The 14,991-nt window shown below is 52.3% G+C and carries 16 protein-coding genes, 3 tRNA genes and 2 rRNA genes; 15 read left to right on the forward strand and 6 right to left on the reverse strand.

The genetic code is table 11. The features are described from left to right. Positions 1–72 precede the first annotated feature (72 nt). The 13 genes from gyrA (at position 73) to HMPREF2981_RS05755 (ending at position 8,675) form a co-directional block, all read left to right on the forward strand. Complete coding sequence (gene gyrA / locus HMPREF2981_RS05700; RefSeq protein WP_070661569.1) at positions 73–2,712, forward strand: DNA gyrase subunit A; 2,640 nt, start codon at positions 73–75, stop codon at positions 2,710–2,712. Further along, positions 2,712–3,293 carry a DUF3566 domain-containing protein gene (locus HMPREF2981_RS05705; protein WP_070449406.1) on the forward strand — a complete coding sequence of 194 codons (582 nt, stop codon included), beginning with the start codon at positions 2,712–2,714 and terminating at the stop codon, positions 3,291–3,293. The genes gyrA and HMPREF2981_RS05705 overlap by 1 nt, the downstream gene beginning before the upstream one ends. Before the next feature lie 195 nt (positions 3,294–3,488). Then, a tRNA-Ile gene (locus HMPREF2981_RS05710) sits at positions 3,489–3,562 on the forward strand. Between the two features lie 22 nt (positions 3,563–3,584). Next, positions 3,585–3,698, forward strand: coding sequence for a DUF2648 domain-containing protein (locus HMPREF2981_RS10795; RefSeq protein ID WP_115333524.1), 114 nt, complete (start codon positions 3,585–3,587; stop codon positions 3,696–3,698). A gap of 27 nt (positions 3,699–3,725) precedes the next feature. Continuing rightward, positions 3,726–3,798 (forward strand) — tRNA-Ala (locus HMPREF2981_RS05715). A 3-nt stretch (positions 3,799–3,801) separates the two neighbouring features. Beyond that, a 5S ribosomal RNA gene (rrf, locus tag HMPREF2981_RS05720) occupies positions 3,802–3,918 on the forward strand. Positions 3,919–4,330: 412 nt separating this feature from the next. Further along, the gene (locus tag HMPREF2981_RS05725; protein WP_070661572.1) at positions 4,331–5,596 is read left to right on the forward strand and encodes an inorganic phosphate transporter; all 1,266 of its coding nucleotides are present in this window, start codon (positions 4,331–4,333) and stop codon (positions 5,594–5,596) included. Beyond that, positions 5,596–5,898, forward strand: a complete 303-nt coding sequence (locus HMPREF2981_RS05730; protein ID WP_004005921.1) for a hypothetical protein — start codon at positions 5,596–5,598, stop codon at positions 5,896–5,898. Before HMPREF2981_RS05725 ends, HMPREF2981_RS05730 begins: the two co-directional genes overlap by 1 nt. 47 nt (positions 5,899–5,945) lie before the next feature. Further along, positions 5,946–6,431 carry a DUF3349 domain-containing protein gene (locus HMPREF2981_RS05735; RefSeq protein ID WP_004005920.1) on the forward strand — a complete coding sequence of 162 codons (486 nt, stop codon included), beginning with the start codon at positions 5,946–5,948 and terminating at the stop codon, positions 6,429–6,431. A 217-nt stretch (positions 6,432–6,648) separates the two neighbouring features. After that, entirely contained in the window at positions 6,649–7,692 is a 1,044-nt protein-coding gene (locus HMPREF2981_RS05740) for a hypothetical protein (protein ID WP_004005919.1), read from the forward strand. A gap of 83 nt (positions 7,693–7,775) precedes the next feature. Continuing rightward, a tRNA-Ala gene (locus tag HMPREF2981_RS05745) sits at positions 7,776–7,848 on the forward strand. Positions 7,849–7,851: 3 nt separating this feature from the next. Beyond that, a 5S ribosomal RNA gene (rrf, locus tag HMPREF2981_RS05750) occupies positions 7,852–7,968 on the forward strand. 317 nt (positions 7,969–8,285) lie between these two features. Further along, positions 8,286–8,675: a hypothetical protein gene (locus HMPREF2981_RS05755; protein WP_070661575.1), complete on the forward strand. Its 390-nt coding sequence runs from the start codon at positions 8,286–8,288 to the stop codon at positions 8,673–8,675. A gap of 147 nt (positions 8,676–8,822) precedes the next feature. On the opposite strand, the gene HMPREF2981_RS05760 is transcribed toward HMPREF2981_RS05755, so the two are convergent. Next, positions 8,823–9,164, reverse strand: a complete 342-nt coding sequence (locus HMPREF2981_RS05760) for a hypothetical protein (RefSeq protein WP_013398143.1) — start codon at positions 9,162–9,164, stop codon at positions 8,823–8,825. A 218-nt stretch (positions 9,165–9,382) separates the two neighbouring features. Between HMPREF2981_RS05760 and HMPREF2981_RS05765 the strand changes: the two genes are divergently transcribed. Further along, positions 9,383–9,910, forward strand: coding sequence for a peptidylprolyl isomerase (locus HMPREF2981_RS05765; protein WP_004005916.1), 528 nt, complete (start codon positions 9,383–9,385; stop codon positions 9,908–9,910). A gap of 273 nt (positions 9,911–10,183) precedes the next feature. Then, positions 10,184–10,825, forward strand: coding sequence for a rhomboid family intramembrane serine protease (locus HMPREF2981_RS05770; RefSeq protein ID WP_246825343.1), 642 nt, complete (start codon positions 10,184–10,186; stop codon positions 10,823–10,825). A gap of 361 nt (positions 10,826–11,186) precedes the next feature. Here HMPREF2981_RS05770 and HMPREF2981_RS05775 read toward each other — a convergent pair whose 3' ends face one another. From HMPREF2981_RS05775 to HMPREF2981_RS11215, 5 genes are all read right to left on the reverse strand, one after another. Next, positions 11,187–12,005: a shikimate 5-dehydrogenase gene (locus tag HMPREF2981_RS05775; RefSeq protein ID WP_070661581.1), complete on the reverse strand. Its 819-nt coding sequence runs from the start codon at positions 12,003–12,005 to the stop codon at positions 11,187–11,189. A 19-nt stretch (positions 12,006–12,024) separates the two neighbouring features. After that, the gene (locus HMPREF2981_RS05780; protein WP_013398139.1) at positions 12,025–12,330 is read right to left on the reverse strand and encodes a glutaredoxin domain-containing protein; all 306 of its coding nucleotides are present in this window, start codon (positions 12,328–12,330) and stop codon (positions 12,025–12,027) included. Positions 12,331–12,561: 231 nt separating this feature from the next. Then, on the reverse strand, positions 12,562–12,726 hold the full coding sequence (locus tag HMPREF2981_RS05785) for a ribosome recycling factor (RefSeq protein WP_070661584.1): 165 nt from the start codon (positions 12,724–12,726) through the stop codon (positions 12,562–12,564). Positions 12,727–12,827: 101 nt separating this feature from the next. Beyond that, a complete protein-coding gene (locus tag HMPREF2981_RS05790) occupies positions 12,828–14,219 on the reverse strand; it encodes a galactokinase (RefSeq protein WP_070661586.1) in 1,392 nt (463 codons plus the stop codon). Positions 14,220–14,345: 126 nt separating this feature from the next. Further along, positions 14,346–14,939 (reverse strand): TetR/AcrR family transcriptional regulator, encoded by a 594-nt coding sequence (locus HMPREF2981_RS11215; RefSeq protein WP_037231446.1) that lies wholly within the window; start codon positions 14,937–14,939, stop codon positions 14,346–14,348. Positions 14,940–14,991 lie beyond the last annotated feature (52 nt).

A 14,991-nucleotide genomic window follows, 5' to 3' on the forward strand; every position in this document is an offset into this window, starting at 1 on the left:
GGCATATAGCCAGTTGGCTATATTTCCCAAACGGAATATAAGCGAGAGAGTCACAGAGGAACGGAAAAACTCATGAGTGAAGAAAACCAAAGCGAAAACCCAGATATCGAGGTCACCACAAATAGTGGTGAGATTGTGCTTGACGATCCCCACGGTCATATTGAACAGGTAGATCTGCAGACCGAGATGCAGCGTTCCTACTTGGACTATGCAATGGCGGTTATTATCGGTCGCGCCCTGCCCGATGTGCGTGATGGACTCAAGCCTGTGCATCGTCGTGTCATCTACGCGATGTATGACGGCGGGTATCGACCCGATCGTGCCTTCAATAAGTGCGCTCGCGTGGTGGGCGATGTGATGGGTCAATTCCACCCCCACGGCGACAGTGCCATTTACGGTACCCTTGTACGCCTGATCCAGAGCTGGATTATGCGCTATCCCCTGGCGCTCGGTCAGGGTAACTTCGGGTCCCCCGGTAATGACGGCGCTGCGGCTCCGCGTTATACCGAGACGAAGATGGCACCTATCGCCTTGGAAATGGTGCGTGACATCAATGAAGATACCGTCGATTTTCAGCCTAACTATGACGGTAAATCGCTTGAGCCCACGGTATTGCCGGCGCGCATCCCGAACCTTCTGGTGAACGGTTCCTCAGGTATCGCTGTGGGTATGGCAACCAATATTCCTCCGCATAATCTGCGTGAAGTTGCCGCAGGTGTGGAATGGTTCCTGAAGAACCCGAACGCCACGAATGAAGAGCTTCTGAGCGCCCTCATGGAGCGTATTAAGGGACCGGACTTCCCCACCGGTGCCACCATTTTGGGTACTAAGGGTATTGAGGATGCTTACCGTACCGGCCGCGGTTCCATTACGATGCGCGCGGTTGTCAATGTCGAAGAGATCCACGGGCGCACTTGCCTTGTGGTGACCGAGCTGCCGTACCAGGCAAACCCCGATAACTTGGCGATTAAGATTGCCGATCTCATCAAGGAAGGTAAAGTCACCGGAATTTCCGATCTGCGTGATGAAACCTCAGGCCGTACCGGTCAGCGCCTCGTGATCGTACTCAAACGCGATGCCGTGCCCAAGGTTGTACTCAACAACCTGTATAAGCATACCCAGCTGCAGGAGAACTTCTCCGCCAATATGCTGGCGATTGTGGATGGCGTGCCGCGTACTCTCTCACTTGATGCCTTTATTCGCCACTGGGTAAACCACCAGATGGACGTGATTGTACGTCGTACTCGGTACCGTCTGCGCCAGGCTGAGGAAGAAGCACATATTCTGCGCGGTCTGCTCAAGGCCCTGGACGCTCTGGATGAGGTTATTGCACTTATCCGCCGCTCCCCCACAGCCGATGAAGCTCGTTCGGCCTTGATGGACTTCCTGGATATTGATGAAGCGCAGGCTCAGGCAATTCTGAATATGCAGCTTCGTCGTCTGGCGGCTCTGGAACGCCAGAAGATTCAGGATCGCCACGACGAGTTGCAGCGCCTCATTTCGGAATACAACGCGATTATTGCCTCTGAAGATCGCCAGCGCGAGATTATTTCCGAGGAGCTAGGCGAGATCGTGAATCGCTACGGCGATGACCGCCGCACCGAGATTCTGCGCGGTTTCAACGGCGATATGTCGATGGAAGACCTTATTCCTGAGGAAGAAGTCGTCGTAACGATTACCCGCGGCGGATATATCAAACGTACCCGCAGCGACCAGTACCGCAGCCAGCATCGCGGCGGTAAGGGTATTCGAGGCGCTCAGCTGCGCGGCGACGATGTTGTGGAACATTTCTTCGTGACCACCACGCACAGCTGGATTCTGTTCTTTACCAATTTGGGGCGCGTATACCGCACCAAGGGTTATGAATTGCAAGAGGCTGGGCGTGACGCCAAGGGACAGCATTTGGCAAATCTGTTGGAATTCCAGCCGGATGAGCATATTGCCCAGGTCATGGATCTGAAGACCTATGAGGATGCCGAGTACCTGGTTCTTGCCACGAAGGGCGGATTGGTCAAGAAATCTCGCCTGAGCGACTATGATACGAACCGTACCGCTGGTCTAATCGCGATTAACCTGCGTGATGATGACGAAGTGGTCTCTGCGTTCCTTGTCTCCCCCGAAGATGATATTCTGCTGATCTCGCGCAATGGTATGTCGTTGCGCTTCCACGCTAACAATGAGTCTCTGCGTCCTATGGGGCGCTCGACTTCGGGCGTGACCGGTATGAAGTTCCGTGACGGTGATGAACTGATCTCGGCGCAGGTTGTTATCCCTGAGTCCTTCGTGTTCGTAGTGACCGAGGGCGGATACGCTAAGCGTACTCATGTTGAGGGATATCGCGTTCAGGGTCGTAACGGTTTCGGTATTAAGGTTGCTAAGCTTGTGGAAGGCCGTGGCGCTCTTGTGGGTGGCCTGATCGTATCTGAGAACGATGAGGTGCTCGTGGTGATGCAGAGCGGTAAGGTTGTTCGCACCAATGTGAGCGAAGTTCCTGCCAAGGGACGCGACACTATGGGTGTTATCTTTGCGAAGCCGGGTAAGGGCGATAGCATTATTGGTATTGCTCGTAACCAAGATCGCCAGCTAGATGAACAGAAAGAAGACGACGCTGAGGTGGAAGCCACAGAAGAATCTGTGATAAATTCCGAGGTGGTGGATACGCAAGAAAATAAGCCAACCACCGCATCCACCGATGTAGACGGAGGTAACTAATGAGCGCAAACCCACAGGGGTCGGCTCCAGGAAAACAAACGGCACCCGCAGCACAGGGAACCCCTGCGGGAGGTACGAATGCTTCTAACCGGCAAAGCAACGCATCTAAGCCTGGTGGTTCATCACAACAGCGTTCTGCGAAGCGTCCTGCCAATGGTACACGCCCTAAAAACAAGGGACAACGACGCCAGTCTATCCGCCCGGTTCCACGCTCGCGTATTCGCCGCGCTCGTCTGGTGGTTCAGCGAATTGATACCTGGTCGGTTGCGAAGATGGTCTTCCTGCTCTCTATGGCTCTGGGCATTGTGACCATTGTGGCTTCGGTAATCCTCTGGCTTTTCTTGCAGGCCTCGGGTGCTTTTACCGGCGTGAACCAGATTTTAACCTCCATGGGTACCGGTAACACTAATATTGATATTACCCAGATGGTCAATATCGGTCAGGTGGCTTTGGCAACGACTATTCTGTCGGTCATTAACACCGTTATCTTCACGCTTTTGAGTATGATCGGCGCAATTTTGTATAACTTGGCCGCTAAGCTCGTGGGTGGTATTACGCTGACCCTCAGCGACGAATCATAAGATAGTCCTGAGTATCTAAAACCGCCGTCTTTGTGCGTTATCGACCGGGGTGAGTATCGGAGTGATACTCCCCCGGTTTTCTGGTTTTATGGGGTTTCTCCCTGTGTTGTAATGCACATCTAAGAGATTTGGCAACAGGGGAAAACATCTGTATAGTTATATTTCGTTCTTGCGGAGAATTCCGCCGGAATGGGAGGGCGTATAGCTCAGGCGGTTAGAGCGCTTCGCTGATAACGAAGAGGTCCCAAGTTCAAGTCTTGGTACGCCCACTCTCCATGACGAAAGGTTGCTATGAAAAAGCTCTTTGTTCTTGCGGCTGTCTCGATCGTGGCATTTCTGGGCTTCAAAAAGGTTCAGTCGCAGCAGGTCCGTCAGGCCTGGCAGGAATCTACAGATTCCATTTAGAACTTCATAGCGATTTTCCGCTAATGCGGGGGCGTGGCGCAATTGGTAGCGCATCTGCTTTGCAAGCAGAGGGTTAGGGGTTCGAGTCCCCTCGCCTCCACGTTTCGGTGATTATAGTGAGAGGGAAACGCCTGGTTCCATTCCGAACCCAGTAGCTAAGCCTCTTTGCGCTGATGGTACTGCACTTTGATGGGTGTGGGAGAGTAGGTTGTCGCCGGACTAGTTTTAGAAAAGGACCCCGAGCATAGAACTCGGGGTCCTTCGTTTTATCACCAAAATGCCGCTGAATTCTCTCGAATATGTAGTGTTCCTAGATAGAATTACAAACCTTATAATCGCGCTACGTCATAAATCCTCGCATCTACATGAACAGTAGATGAACACGTGTTATACATGAGGAGACCTGCTGTTGGGGAGAATCTTAGGAAACGCTATAAACCACAGAAAACCATGGAAAAGGTTCGTGGTATACGGTGGATTTATTATCCGTATATCCTTTATTTCTCGGGTTTTTAGGTCAAGATGAGGCATTGTAGCCCACAGGCATTGTGTTGGTTTATGTTGTTTTAAGTGTTATTTCGTTTCGGGGAAGAATACTTTAGATTTTACGCGAGACATTCCATAATCAAAATGTGACTACTGAACTTATCATCCTCGTGATTGTGGTGTTGACGGCACTGGCCTTCGACTTCACAAACGGCTTTCACGATACCGGAAACGCGATGGCGACCTCCATCGCTACCGGTGCGCTTAAGCCTAAGACAGCGGTGGCGTTGTCAGCATCGCTGAACCTAGTGGGTGCCTTTCTATCCGTCGAGGTTGCTAAAACCGTCGGTAAAGGGCTGGTAAACCTTGACAGGATTGATATCAGTACCAACGGTTCCGATCTTATGTTGATCGTCTTTACCGGTCTTGTAGGCGGTATTCTTTGGAATGTGCTGACCTGGCTTTTTGGGCTTCCCTCCAGTTCTTCCCACGCTCTTTTCGGCGGTTTGATCGGTTCTGCGCTCGCCGCTATGGGGCTCAATGGTGTGCAGTGGGAAGGCGTTGTTTCCAAGATCGTAATTCCCGCCGTGATGTCCCCGGTTGTGGCGGCTCTTGTTTCTACGGTGGGTACATGGCTGGTCTACCGCGTCGCCTCGCCGGTATCTGATGATAAGAAGACCAACGGATTCCGTTGGGGTCAGGTGGGCACCGCATCCCTTATGTCCTTGGCGCACGGCACCAACGATGCGCAGAAAACTATGGGCGTGATCTTCCTAGCCCTAGTTGCTTCCGGTACCGTAAAAGACGACGATGCTATCCCGTTCTGGGTCAAAGCATCCTGTGCCATAGCCATTGCCTTGGGTACCTACCTGGGCGGCTGGCGTATTATCCGCACTCTGGGTAAGGGCATTGTGGAAGTTGATACCCCGCAGGGCGTAGCCGCCGACGGAGCATCTGCAGCAATTATTCTGACCTCCTCGCACTTTGGTATGGCACTTTCGACCACCCATGTTGCTACCGGCTCAATTCTGGGTACCGGTTTGGGTCGTAAAGGCGCAGAAGTACGCTGGGGTGTTGCCGGGCGTATGGTGATCGCCTGGGTTATTACTCTTCCCGCCGCTGCCGCTATCGGTGCTATTACGTGGCTGATTGGTACGGGACTGAATAACCTGACGAATACTCATTACGTGGGCGAGTTGGTTGTCTTCTTGATCCTGCTGGCCTTTAGTATCTGGATGTGGCGCCATTCCCAGAAGGATGCTGTGGACGCATCGAACGTAACCGCCGACTGGAACGACACCAAGGGTGGGGAGACTGAGAAGACTCAGGACGAAACTCTTGAGAGTCGCCAAAGCGATAATCAAGACATTCCTGAATTACCCTCTCCGGCACGTGAAAAGGCGGGTGCATAATGTCTCTTTTCGAATTGTTTGAAAAGATCGTCCCTGTTGTTCTTGCTGGGCTTTTCTTAGGTGCCGGTTTGCCAGCGCTCTATGCCTTTGGAATGCGCTTGCTGGCGGGGGATACCGAGTACACGGCAGACGGTAAACTCATCGAGATTCAGCCTCCTAGTCGCGGTTCAAAGATTGCCGCGAGCGTTGTATTTGCTATCATCATAGGAATTGTGTTTATTGGCATTCTGTGGGTCGCCAAAGATTTCATCTTCCATACTTTTGGGTGGAATATCTTTGGTGTGACCGGTGGAGGTCACTAAATACATGCTTGAAGATAGATATGATGAACGTATAGAGGAGGTATCCGATGCCGGATAAAAACATCATCTCGCGTGTTGTTGACTGGCTCAGTGTCGGTTACCCGAAGGACGTTCCTGTTCAAGACCGTGCAGCGGTTATGGCAATTTTGAAAATGCGTTTGACTGACGAACAGCTTCAAGAAGTTGTGCGTCGTCTTATGCAGTCGCGTGCCGCTCGCGGCGAGGCGTATGTAAGTGACCAACGCATTAACGAATACATTCGTCGTGTGGTAGACCATACACCAACCCCTCAAGATATTGACCGAGTCGCCAAAATTTTAGGTGCACACGGTTTCTTAATATCGGAGACTCACGTAAATGACGGTACTGAGATCGAGGGGCATCCTGAATATGTCACCTATGATGACCCCACTACCGGGGAAATCCGTATTGCCGAACTTGCGGCAGCCGATGTGACACTCCAGAACGAGGCACTTGAACAAAACAACGCCGGGCAGCATGAAGAAGAGACTCAAAAAGCTGAATCTGCCTAGGATAATCCGAAGACAAAGCTGTGGGGCAAGAATTGCAGTAATTCTTGCCCCACAGCTTTAAGTGTTTATGGCGCGCGTACTAATCTGCCTGAACGTAATCTCATGTGATGTGAAGCGGATGAGACAGTCCTGATGAGTTCTTCTGCGACGGTATTGGGTATTCTGGGAGTAGAGATAAAAACGTAGAATCTCACTCACCGGTGAAAGGAATATCGTAATGTCGCAGAACGCGGAAAATAACGATGTTGCACACAAAGATGCTCAGTCTAGCGGATGGAAGAAATATGTTCCTCAGCGCGTGAATTCTCTGAGCAGGCGCTCGCTTTTGCTGACGGCGGGATGCATCGTGGCTGCCGACGTTGTTGCGATGATGCCCCAGTTTGCACGTGCCGGAATATTAGGCGATGAGGCGGCGGCGACTGTTTCGCGGAGGAAACAGCTTGAAAAATGGGAGCGCGATATTCGAGAGAATATTGACGGAACCTATCTCAAGGTCGAAGAATTTACGATTCAGGGTCGGAACAAGGACGATAACTCTGAGGATAATCTTGAACTTATTGGGCGTATCTCGATAACGAGTCGTGGGCGACAAGATTCTGCCGGTACCGCACGTGCTCTTTCGGCCTTGTGGGAATATGGACACCCCGAGTCCATTACTCTTGAACCCTCGGATAATGAAGCAGCTATGACCATTCCTGCCCCACAAGGAATATCCGAAGCTGAGTGGGGAACAATTCTTGGGGTTTCAGTACCTCGCTATGCTGTTGATGCGTTGAGCATTCAAAAAGACAACGATTCGAATACCCTTGACGTCGATGCAAGCCTCACGAAGGGCGCATGGAACAAGATCAAGGAAAATCTGCGAACCCTGCAAAACGCGCAGTTCTCGCAGGGAATGCGAGTGCAATATACCGTGCAGCGCAATAAACTTCAGGTTCCTTCGGGTGCTACCGCGGATATTTCAATTCAGGTTTTGGGCGCCGAGCGTTTGAATCTGATAACTATGGCGCTTCAGGATGCTATGGAGACCCAGGAATTCAATAACTTGAAGAGCTTCACGGCACGTTGGATAGACGATACCTCAGGAAAAAGCAGCAGCCGTAAGTCGGGGGAGAAGGACAGCCTGATTATTGTTATTGACGGAAATCCCGAAGACCTCGTGGATGTGGCTCAAACGTATATGCGTGAACAGAGGGTCACGCTGGAGGGACTCAAAGAAATGCACATTCGTGTGAAGGAAACAATTTTTAGGGGTCTGTAAATCTTGTGATGTACTTCTCATAAGAAACGCTCTGCTGGATTTGCTTACGTTATAAAAAGTAGTTTATAGTAGTAGAGCACCGCGGGGGCGTGGCGCAATTGGTAGCGCATCTGCTTTGCAAGCAGAGGGTTAGGGGTTCGAGTCCCCTCGCCTCCACGTTTCGGTGATTATAGTGAGAGGGAAACGCCTGGTTCCATTCCGAACCCAGTAGCTAAGCCTCTTTGCGCTGATGGTACTGCACTTTGATGGGTGTGGGAGAGTAGGTTGTCGCCGGACTAGTTTTTTGAAGGGGCCTCAGACGTTATGTCTGAGGCCCCTTTGCTATATCTGCCTGCTTGCTCATATACAACGGGCTAATGGTCAGAATGTATGTCTGCACGATACCGAACCTACTAGCCTTCTGCTGTGCATATGACTTATCCTTGTCGAAATAGTCTTCTTCACCAGATAATTCAGCAGACTCTATCTGCTACGGCGCTGAATATTCAGCCCAATATCCGTCCGATGATGCTTTTAGCGCCGCCCTTTGTGATCTACCGTGATAGGTGTAAACAGTAGGATAGAAGCTCTGCCCGGGCGATGGGAGCACCTTGATGACCGATATGACGAAAAAGGACAACGACATGTCCCGCGTGGCTTCAGGTCTTATGGCCGTGACCGTTGTGGCACTAGTTATCATTGGCTGGATAGCCGCAGTTGTCACCTCGGGCGAAGCTGGGATCAGCAAGCTGGAACCGTGGTGGCGAGGACTATCCGCCATTTTCTTCCTGATGGCTTTACTGTGGACTGCCCACTTCTTTCTGCCACGCCGTATTCCGTTGACCACCTCGGTAATCTTGGCAGCAGCATCCGCGATGATCACGGTCTTTGGCGTCGCGTTCTTTCGGCCTTTCGGCTGGGGAGATCTCCTCTGGCTGGTATCGGCTCTCTTTGTCTCGATTGCCATCTTGAAGCTTCTAGAACCCACTGGGCGTACACAGTGAACTACGTGTTTGCACGTTGGTACTGGCATCAGATTTATATGACCTCAGTAGAGGAACCTTAAAAACAGAAAAGCCATCTTCCGCGATCCACCCTGTAGAACAAGGGAATCAAGAAAATGGCTTTTCGGATATGGGGGAGAGGGGTAACTAGGCGCTCTTCCAGGGGTCTTCAACCGGGCGGGCCGCGTTGTAGGCGGCAACGCCTCCAATACCCAGCGCAAGAACCAGACCCACCAGGGCTAGACCCTTACGGGGGCGTTTACCGCCGTTGCGCTCGATGCGTGCCAGCTCTTTATGGGCCTTGCGTGCGGTTTTCGAGGCGGTCTTGCGAGCCTTCTTCATGGCTTTTTTCTTGCCGGTGAGCTTCTCAGCAAACATATCTGCGTGCCCGGGGATATTCAGGTCATCGGCCTTCTCTGCCATGGCCATAGCGGCGACGACAGCCGAATTCTTCGCGGCTTTACGAGCCTTGCGCTTCTTGCAGAACATCGTGAACCTCCATTAGTCATACCGCAATACCTCACGTACGCGGGTAAATGTTCACCTCTCAGCATAAGGAATTACCCTGAAAAATGCTTGTTGAAACCCTCACCTCAGCTAAAAATACTGATAAACCGCCCGTGTTTTCTCAGCAGGCTAAATTTAACGTGACGCCGTGATAGCGCGGCTTCTAGCGCATCATAGAGACAACATGACAAAATAGACCTATGACTAATGCAACAGCTCAAGCAACTATTCACACCAACTACGGTGATATTGTCGTTGATCTCTTTGGCAACCATGCACCGCTGACCGTTGAGAACTTTATCGGTCTGGCAGACGGTTCTAAAGAGTGGAAGCACCCCCGCAGCGGCGAGGTCATGAACACTCCGCTCTACAAAGATGTGGTGTTCCACCGTATTATCAAGGACTTCATGATTCAAGGCGGTGACCCTCTCGGCATGGGTATTGGCGGCCCCGGCTACCAGTTCAAGGACGAGATTCACCCCGAGCTTTCTTTCTCTAAGCCCTACCTGCTCGCAATGGCAAACGCAGGTCCCGGCACCAACGGCTCGCAGTTCTTTATTACCACGGCAGAGACTCCTTGGCTGAACGGTCGCCACACCATCTTCGGTGAGGTTGCTGACGAGGCTTCAAAGAAGGTTGTAGACGCTATTGAAAGCGTTGAAACCGGTGCACAGGATCGCCCGGTGAAGGATGTCGTTATCTCTTCAATCGACATCAAGAAACTCTAATTTCGTGCTGGGAAAGGACCCGCCTGGGCAACCGGGACGGGTCCTTCACCGTATCTGCGTTCTTCTCGTAATCCATGAGCCGAACCACGGGAACCGAGGGACTGAGTAAGAGCGTATGAAAGGAAAAACGTGGACTACCCATCTAATCCACAGCAAAATAGCTCTCAGACGGAGCCCACCTGCCCGCGGCATTCCGACCGTGTGAGCTATGCACGGTGTAAACGGTGCATGCGTCCCGCCTGCGGGGAATGTCAAATTAATCTGGACGTCGGGATGATCTGTCCTGACTGCTACCGAGAGCTATATGGACGCCAATATCAGGCGCGCGCACCGCGCAGGTTCGTTCCCTACGTAACGTACACCCTGATCGGGATTAACCTGGTGGTATATCTGCTTCAGCTCATCATCCCGCAGTACTGGGTGTATTCCATGTTTGCCCTGAAATGGGACTACACCGAATTCACAGGGGAGTACTATCGCGTGCTAACCAGTGGTTTCTTGCACTCACAGAACGATTACTCGCATATTGTGATGAATATGCTCTCCCTCTACATCTTTGGTATTGCCCTAGAACAGATGATGGGATGGTGGCGGTATTTGCTCGTATACCTGTTCTCCATCGTAGGCGGTTCTTTCGGCGTGCTTCTTCTGGACGATCCAACTGCGGAGGTTGTGGGCGCATCCGGCGGTATCTTCGGGCTGATCGGCGCCTACCTGGTGATTATGGTGGTTCTGCGTGAACGGGATAATATACGGGCCCTCATGATTATGATCGCCGTGAACGTTGCCTTTGGCTTCCTCGTTCCCGGGATTTCCTGGCAGGCTCATGCGGGCGGTTTTGTGGTCGGTGCTCTTGCCACGGCAGCGCTTTTAGCGCCTCAGATTATTCAGCGAACACGAAGTATCCGAAGGTAATCTCGAAAAACCTGTGGATAACTAATTTTCGGTGGGCCGCAGCATCCCAATTTTCCCTGTGGGGATAGGGCGGGATACGGTGGTCCACCGATTGCTTTAAAACACAGAAAAACACCTGTATTTTTTGATTATCCACATGAGTTTTCCACACTGTGAATAACTACAGTGATGTAATTTCACATTTGTTAGTACCCCGTAAATACCTGTGGATAGAAGGCTTTATCATCTCGAAATTACAGGCATGTAAGGTTTTCCCCATGTTTATCCCCACCTGTGGAAAACTTAAAACCCAGGATGTGTAATTACAAAAAACGGGTGCAGCTCGATCAACGAACTGCACCCAGAGGAACGCTTGTACAGACTAGTTCGCCTGCGCCTCAGCCTGAGCAATGTCATCGGGGCTAAGCGTAACACCCGTATACAGCCGGAATTGTTCAGCCGCCTGCAGAGCAATCACCTCGCCGCCCGTGATAACCTCACGACCAGCAGCGCGAGCAGCACGAATCAGCGGGGTTTCCACAGGCATCGCCACAACATCGAATACTACCGACGCCGCCTCAATCGTGGACTGCGGGTACGCCAGTTGCTCGCTCTCGGCACCGCCAGACATACCGATCGGGGTAACATTCACAATCACTGGAGCGGTAAGATCGCCGGGTTCAGGCGCCCACGCATACCCGTACCGGCGTGCGAGCGCCGTGCCTGCATCCTCATTGCGAGCGATAATAGTGCCCGCCCGGAACCCAGCATCGTAGAAGGCACCCGCAACGGCCGCCGCCATGCCACCCGAACCGCGCAGAAGAAACGGCAGCTTAGGATCAACAGTATGCGATTTCAGCAAGGAAGCTACTGCAATCACGTCGGTATTGTAGGCGTGCAGGTGCCCGTCCGTATTGACGATAGTATTGACCGCCCCAATGACCTGCGCCGAATGATCGACCTCGTCCATGAGCGGAATAACCGCCTGTTTGAAGGGCATAGAAACGGAACATCCGCGAATACCCAGGGCGCGCACACCCGCGATAGCACCCTCAATGTCCGTGGTTGTCATCGCCTTATACAGGTAATCAAGGCCGTGTTTCTCGTACAGATAATTGTGGAACTTGATACCGTGGTTTGACGGTCGTCCAGACAGGGAAATGCAAAGGGTCGTATCGCGGTTCAGCGGTGGACGCGGCATAGGGGAGTCCTTCGGCGGTTTAGGAAAGAGTGTTGCGAATGAGAGTTGCGGCTTTTTCGCGAGTTTGGCGGTCAGCTACCACGAAATGCATATCGCCGGTATCGAGTGTGGGAACAACCGCGTTGCCGTCGTTGAGGCTCTTCACATGAGCCTCCGCCTGAGGATCCTCCCAAATATTGACCCAGGTTGCATGATTGCCCAGGTCGCCTAACGACGAATCGAGGCGCTCGCAGAAGGGGCATCCAGGGCGCCAATAGATGACGACTCCGCCGTCTTCCTGAACTTTGCGTGCGTCTTCTTGGGTTGCTTGCTGACGTTCGAGCATTTTGATCTCCAAAGGTATAACACAATAGGGAGCCCGCCGCGGTTACTGTGACCCATCGAGGTAAAGCAACAGGCTGCATGCGGGCTGTCTAACACTACAAAAACAGAGCGTTTGAGACGATAATTCCAGCATAGGCGAAAGAATCACGAATCTGCTGGTAAAGGCCTTCGAATACAGAAAAATTCCCCGCATCATGAAAATGAATGCGGGGAATTCTTGAAGACTAGAGTCTTACTTACCGAACTTATCGGTAATCTTCTGGACGTTCTCATTGACGACCTCTTCAGCCTTCGAGGTGTGCTCGTCGTTGACGATGTCCTTACCTGCCTTGTCGTTAACGAGGTTCTTTGCCTTGTCGATGCCCTGCTCGACGATGTTCTTCGGATCGAAACCCATAAGACTCTCCTTTATTTTGGGTGACTGGTTGAAACACAGTGTAGAGGTTGTACAGAGTATAAACAACCCTCGAAATATCATGACATGAGTTAGGGTGAAATTTATCTAAAGTTCTCCGAGAGCCAATCACAATCCGCAGGAAAACCGGCAACCATCGGCAGAAAACGAGGCTCGGCGTACCCGTGTTCGGCGTATGCTTGGGCGATCACCTGAGCTGTTTCCTCAAGTCGGGATGTTTTAACAAGAGCCATCACGGCGCCGCCGAAACCGCCTCCAACGATGCGCGCCCCTAAGGCCCCGTGTGCCAGACATGCTTCAACCGCAGCGTCGATCTCCGGGCGGGAGACGCGAAGCTCGTCGCGCATTGAAATAAAGGACTCGGTAAAGATGCGCCCGGCCTCTTCAAAAGCCCGATACCCCAGATCATCCGCATGTTTGAGCAGGTAGCTGGCGCGCCCCACCAGTGTCATATCATGAAACGCATGGCGAACCCAGCCGCGCGGGAAAGTTGCCGGACCCTCACGTTCCTCTAATGCTGTCAGAGAACGATTAACCGAAGAATCTACCAGTTCCAAACGCCACTCTTTAGCCTCACGTTCGTCGTGGTGTGCACATGAAAGATCTTCGGGAAGAGCATCACGCAGAAAGGTGAGACCAAGCGCTTTCGCACACGATTCAGAGGCGGCACGCCGGTCGGCAAAACCATTATGTGCAAGCGCGTGCGGGGTATTCGTATCAACAACAAGAAAACTTAGCCCGTGCTTCTGCAGGTTCAGATGAATAGGGTCTATCGAAAAATCACGGAAATCGACGACCAAAGCCTGACCTAGCTTTGACCGCAGCGACGCCGTCTGATCGAGTCCGCCGGTATGGGCGCCCGCAACCTTGTTCTCTGCGGTGATGCATACCTGCGCCAGGCGAGCCCGGAGTGCATCGTTATCGGGGGAGCGGTCGGAAGGAACCGCATCAGTATCCGGGCAACCGGGGCGCAGCGGACAGGAAAGGTCAAGAAGCGCCAGTGCTGTGGAGCATTCTAAAGCGGCGGACGAAGAAAGCCCCCCTCCCACGGGAACCCGCGAGTTAATGAGCAAATCAGCCCCGAACTGACCGGGAAGCATAATATCGCGACCACCTTCATGATTCATCGCCCACGCAACACCGGCAACATAGGTGAACCAGCCCTTAATATGCCCGGGTTGAATATCCCGAATCACGATTGTGCGTTCGTCTCCGGGCATCTGCAGAGAGGATGCGCGCAGCACCCCGTCCCGGCGCAGCGACCCCGCAATGTAGGTACGGTAGGGTAGCGGCATGGGCATGCACGAACCACCTAGAAAGTCGATGTATTCACCCAAGAGATTCAAACGACCGGGGGCGGACCATACCCCATCGGGCTCTTTACCATAGGTCTGTCGAAACTCTTGACGTACCCGCTGAATTTCATCCTGATGTTCGGGCAGAGAAGCCCACTGCGGGATTGCGGTGGTCGTCATAGGACTCCATTCAGGCAATGCGATAAAACGGTACTCTTCAACATACCATCTGCACGCCTGCGCACCGGGGCACGACTGCACAACGGCAGCAGCCCCGGCTGATGCATATGCATCTGTATGCGGGAATTATTTGGAGAGCATGAGTCCATCGATCGCGGTGGAAATATCAGCCGTATATGCTTCACACACCGGCTTAGGAATTTCCTGCAGGGGATTCTCTTCGGCTTCCGCAGTTAGCGAAGTCAATACAGGAATAGCCTGTGCCTCCTCCACCAGGCTCAAGGCAAGGTGAATGAGCATGCGGGCCCGGCGCAGCGCCTCCCCAGGCTCAAACCCCATATTTTGAGCGTCATAGGCAATGGCCGCCACGGGCTTGAGCCGCTCGGGATTAGTTGCCAATGCCAGGCGAATAACTTCAGGAAATTCTGGAATAGAATAAATAGTCTCGAAAAGAACCTGTCCGCGCACGATCAAGGACTCTTTCACTGCCTCTGGATCCTTAGAATCCGCGGGCATAAGAAGCTCTTTTGGAGCTTTCTTATCCAAGATATAGTTCGCAAGAAGTACCAAAAGGTGCTGTTTATTCTTCACATGGTAATAGAGGGCGCCGGGAGCAACTTGAAGTTCAGCCGCCAAACGGCGCATCGACAAATCCGCTAAACCATTGGTTACCAGAAGATCAAATGCTGTGTCTAAAATTTTTGCTTGAGAAAGTACCACACGTCTATTTTACGGGTGAAATCTCTCTGCTGTCATGAAAAACACCTATAAA

The organism is Rothia sp. HMSC069C01, from assembly GCF_001814655.1.
GTDB lineage: Bacteria > Actinomycetota > Actinomycetes > Actinomycetales > Micrococcaceae > Rothia > Rothia dentocariosa.

What these genes read in the sequence shown, in the direction of transcription:
- HMPREF2981_RS05735 (WP_004005920.1), top strand. Translation starts at nt 5,946, where the DNA reads ATGCCGGATAAAAACATCATCTCGCGTGTTGTTGACTGGCTCAGTGTC.
- HMPREF2981_RS05780 (WP_013398139.1), bottom strand. Translation starts at nt 12,330, where the DNA reads ATGCTCGAACGTCAGCAAGCAACCCAAGAAGACGCACGCAAAGTTCAG.
- HMPREF2981_RS05760 (WP_013398143.1), bottom strand. Translation starts at nt 9,164, where the DNA reads ATGTTCTGCAAGAAGCGCAAGGCTCGTAAAGCCGCGAAGAATTCGGCT.
- HMPREF2981_RS05740 (WP_004005919.1), top strand. Translation starts at nt 6,649, where the DNA reads ATGTCGCAGAACGCGGAAAATAACGATGTTGCACACAAAGATGCTCAG.
- HMPREF2981_RS05785 (WP_070661584.1), bottom strand. Translation starts at nt 12,726, where the DNA reads ATGGGTTTCGATCCGAAGAACATCGTCGAGCAGGGCATCGACAAGGCA.
- HMPREF2981_RS05765 (WP_004005916.1), top strand. Translation starts at nt 9,383, where the DNA reads ATGACTAATGCAACAGCTCAAGCAACTATTCACACCAACTACGGTGAT.
- HMPREF2981_RS10795 (WP_115333524.1), top strand. Translation starts at nt 3,585, where the DNA reads ATGAAAAAGCTCTTTGTTCTTGCGGCTGTCTCGATCGTGGCATTTCTG.
- HMPREF2981_RS05730 (WP_004005921.1), top strand. Translation starts at nt 5,596, where the DNA reads ATGTCTCTTTTCGAATTGTTTGAAAAGATCGTCCCTGTTGTTCTTGCT.
- HMPREF2981_RS05790 (WP_070661586.1), bottom strand. Translation starts at nt 14,219, where the DNA reads ATGACGACCACCGCAATCCCGCAGTGGGCTTCTCTGCCCGAACATCAG.
- HMPREF2981_RS05755 (WP_070661575.1), top strand. Translation starts at nt 8,286, where the DNA reads ATGACCGATATGACGAAAAAGGACAACGACATGTCCCGCGTGGCTTCA.
- HMPREF2981_RS05705 (WP_070449406.1), top strand. Translation starts at nt 2,712, where the DNA reads ATGAGCGCAAACCCACAGGGGTCGGCTCCAGGAAAACAAACGGCACCC.
- gyrA (WP_070661569.1), top strand. Translation starts at nt 73, where the DNA reads ATGAGTGAAGAAAACCAAAGCGAAAACCCAGATATCGAGGTCACCACA.
- HMPREF2981_RS05770 (WP_246825343.1), top strand. Translation starts at nt 10,184, where the DNA reads ATGATCTGTCCTGACTGCTACCGAGAGCTATATGGACGCCAATATCAG.
- HMPREF2981_RS05775 (WP_070661581.1), bottom strand. Translation starts at nt 12,005, where the DNA reads ATGCCGCGTCCACCGCTGAACCGCGATACGACCCTTTGCATTTCCCTG.